2 protein-coding genes are annotated in these 3,424 nt (G+C 70.9%); one reads left to right on the plus strand and one right to left on the minus strand.

Annotation, left to right across the window (positions count from 1 at the left end):
- The first annotated feature begins 149 nt into the window (after positions 1 to 149).
- Positions 150 to 1,178: an oligopeptide/dipeptide ABC transporter ATP-binding protein gene (locus WD271_02375; GenBank protein ID MEX1006671.1), complete on the plus strand. Its 1,029-nt coding sequence runs from the start codon at positions 150 to 152 to the stop codon at positions 1,176 to 1,178.
- A 12-nt stretch (positions 1,179 to 1,190) separates the two neighbouring features.
- On the opposite strand, the gene lon is transcribed toward WD271_02375, so the two are convergent.
- On the minus strand, positions 1,191 to 3,424 hold a 2,234-nt coding region (lon, locus tag WD271_02380; protein MEX1006672.1), incomplete at its 5' end, for an endopeptidase La.

Below are 3,424 nucleotides of genomic sequence, written 5' to 3' on the forward strand. Positions count from 1 at the left end.
CCGCTGCTCGACGGGCCCACACCAGGCCACAAGTACCGCTGCTGGTTCCCGGTGGGCAGCCCAGAGGGCCGCGCCGCGCTCGAGCGAAACCGCGAAGTCGGTGTGGCCGCCGCGGCGCACCTCGACGCGTCCGACGACGGAGCCCGGTAATGGCCGGCACCGGCACCGCACACCTCCGCGCGACGGACGACGCGCTTCTGCGGGTCGACGAGCTCGTTGTCGAGTTCCACGCCGCCGGAGGAAAGCGCCTGCACGCGGTGTCGGGCATCAGCCTCGACCTGCTCGACGGCGAGACCCTCGGGCTCGTCGGCGAGTCGGGCTGCGGCAAATCCACCACGGGGCGGGCAATCATGCAGCTCCCCCCGCCCACGTCGGGCCGGGTCCGCTTCGAAGGGGTGGAGCTCACCGAGCTGCACGGCAACGACCTGCGCAGGATGCGCCCGCGGATGCAGATGATCTTTCAGGACCCCATCTCGTCGCTGAACCCGCGGCGGAAAGTGGGCGACATCATCGCCGAGGGACTCGACATCTGGGAGATCGGTGACAAGGCGTCGCGCAGGGAGAAGGTCGACGACCTCCTCGCCACCGTGGGCCTCGACCCCGACACCGCGCGCGGGCGGCGGCCGCACGAGTTCTCCGGTGGGCAGTGCCAGCGCATCTCGATCGCGCGCGCTCTGATCACCGAACCCAAGCTCATCATCTGCGACGAGCCGGTGTCGGCGCTCGACGTGTCGGTGCAGGCACAGATTCTCAACCTGCTCGAGGACATGAAGGCGCGGTACCAACTCACGCTGGTTTTCATCGCGCACGACCTCGCGGTGGTGAAGAACGTGAGCGATCGTGTCGCGGTGATGTACCTCGGCAAGCTCTGCGAAGTCGGTCCGCCCGACGACCTCTACGCGCGTCCCGCACACCCGTACACCGCCGCCCTGCTCGCGGCGATCCCCGAGCCCGATCCCGCGACGCGGCAAGAGGATGCCGGCGTGCTCGGCGGCGAGATCCCCTCCCCCACCGATCCCCCCTCGGGTTGCCGGTTCCGCACCCGCTGCCCGCGCGCCCAGGAGCAGTGCGCGGAGGAGGAGCCGCAACTCCGCGAGGTCGCCGCGGGGCAGTACGTGGCGTGCCACTTCCCACTCGTTGCCGGCGAGCACATCGAGTTCCGCACGACGGCCGCCTGATCGCGAACGCGTCTACGCCGCGCGTACCTCGTCGGCGGGGTTATCGGCGAGTGCGAGTGCGAACACGTCCACGATGTCGTCGACGAGGTGGAAGGTCATCACGTCGCGTACCGTTTCGGGCACGTCGTCGAGGTCGGGTCCGTTGCGCTTCGGCAGGATCACGGTGTCGAGCCCCGCACGCTGCGCGGCCAGCACCTTTTGCTTCACCCCGCCGATCGGGAGCACCCGACCCTGGAGCGTGACCTCGCCCGTCATGCCCACCGCCGAACGCACCGGACGGCCGGTGAGCAGGCTCACCAGTGCGGTGGCCATCGTGATCCCGGCCGACGGCCCGTCCTTGGGGATGGCGCCTGCAGGAACATGCAGATGGAACCGACGCGCGGTGCGCTCGGGCGCGATTCCCAGCTCGGCCGCATGTGCCTGCACGTACGACAGCGCGATCTGCGCCGACTCCTTCATCACGTCCCCGAGCTGCCCGGTAAGCGTGAGCCCGTCGCCCTCCATCGTGCTCGCCTCGATGAACAGCACGTCGCCACCGGTGCCGGTCACTGCGAGCCCGGTGGCAACGCCGGGCGTCGACGTACGGTCGGCCACCTCGGTGAAGAACTTCGGACGGCCGAGCGCGGGCACGGTGGCGTTCTCGTCGAGCGCCACCGGTGGAGTCACCTCGCCCGACGCGACGCGCGCCGCGGTCTTGCGCAGCAGCTTGCCCAGTTCGCGTTCGAGGTTCCGCACCCCGGCCTCACGCGTGTAGTCGACGACCACGGCACGGAGCGCGTCGTCGGACACCGACACGTCGTCGGCCGTGAGACCGTTGCGCCCGAGCTGACGCGCGAGCAGGTGGTCGCGCGCGATGGCAACCTTCTCGTCTTCGGTGTAGCCGTCGAGGCGGATCACCTCGAGCCGGTCGAGCAGGGGGCCGGGAATCGTCTCGACGACGTTCGCGGTCGCAAGGAACAACACGTCCGACAGGTCGAGGTCGATCTCGAGATAGTGGTCGCGGAACGTGTGGTTCTGCGCCGGGTCGAGTACCTCGAGCAACGCAGACGACGGATCGCCACGCCAGTCGGCGCCGAGCTTGTCGACCTCGTCGAGCACGATCACGGGGTTCATCGTCCCGGCTTCGGTGATCGCACGCACGATGCGGCCTGGGCGCGCGCCGACATAGGTACGGCGGTGGCCACGCAGCTCCGCCTCGTCGTGCACACCGCCGAGCGCGACGCGCACGAACTTCCTTCCGAGTGCGCGCGCCACCGACTCACCGAGCGAGGTCTTGCCCACACCCGGGGGCCCGACGAGGGCGAGGATCGCGCCCGCACCGCGCTTTCCGGTGTCGGTCATGCCGCGTTCGGCCCGCAGCTTGCGGACCGCGAGGTACTCGACGATCCGGTCCTTCACGTCGTCGAGCCCGGTGTGGTCGGCGTCGAGGATCTCGCGCGCGGCGCCGACGTCGAGCTCGTCGTCGGAACGACTACCCCACGGAAGCTCGAGCGCGGTGTCGATCCACGTGCGGATCCACCCGTGCTCGGGGCTCTGCTCACTGGTGCGTTCGAGCCGGTCGACCTCCCGCGTGATCGCGTCGCGCGCCGGGTCGGGAAGCTGCGCCTCGTCGAGACGGCGCCGGTAGTCGTCGACCGCGTCGTCGTCGCCCGACTCCCCCAGCTCCTTGCGGATCGCCGCGAGCTGCTGGCGCAGCAGGAAGTCGCGCTGGGTCTTGTCCATGTCGTCGCTGACTCGCTTGCGGATCTGGTCCGACACCTCGAGCTCGGACAGCGCGTCGCGCGCCCAGAGGAGTGCCTTCTCGAGCCGCGCCTCGGGGTCGAGCGTCTCGAGCAGCTCGACCTTGCGCTCCACCGACAGGTCGGGCGACCAGCCCGCGGTGTCGGCGAGCGCGCCGATGTCGTCGACGCCTTGCAGCGCGTCGGCGAAGCGCGGTGCGCCAAGATGCTCGGCGATGCCGCGCACGACGGCCCGGTACTCCCGCGCCAGCTCGCGCGCCCGGCCGGATTCGGCCGCCTGCTCGACCGCGGGCTCCGCACTGAGCCAGACGCCCGCATGCTCCGTGGGCACGGGCGTGCCGACGAGCGCGCGCGACATACCGCGCAGCACGAGGGCGCGCCCGCCGCCCGGCAGGTCGCCTTCGTTCTCGATGCGGGCGATGGTGCCGACACGGGCGAAGCCGGCGCCGACCCTGGGCACGAGGAGGAGACGCCGGTCGGATGCGAGGGCGGGGGGGGGGGGGGGGG

The sequence above is a fragment of the Acidimicrobiia bacterium genome, assembly GCA_040880805.1.
In the GTDB taxonomy this organism is placed as follows: Bacteria; Actinomycetota; Acidimicrobiia; order IMCC26256; family DASPTH01; genus DASPTH01.

What these genes read in the sequence shown, in the direction of transcription:
- WD271_02375 (MEX1006671.1), top strand. Translation starts at nt 150, where the DNA reads ATGGCCGGCACCGGCACCGCACACCTCCGCGCGACGGACGACGCGCTT.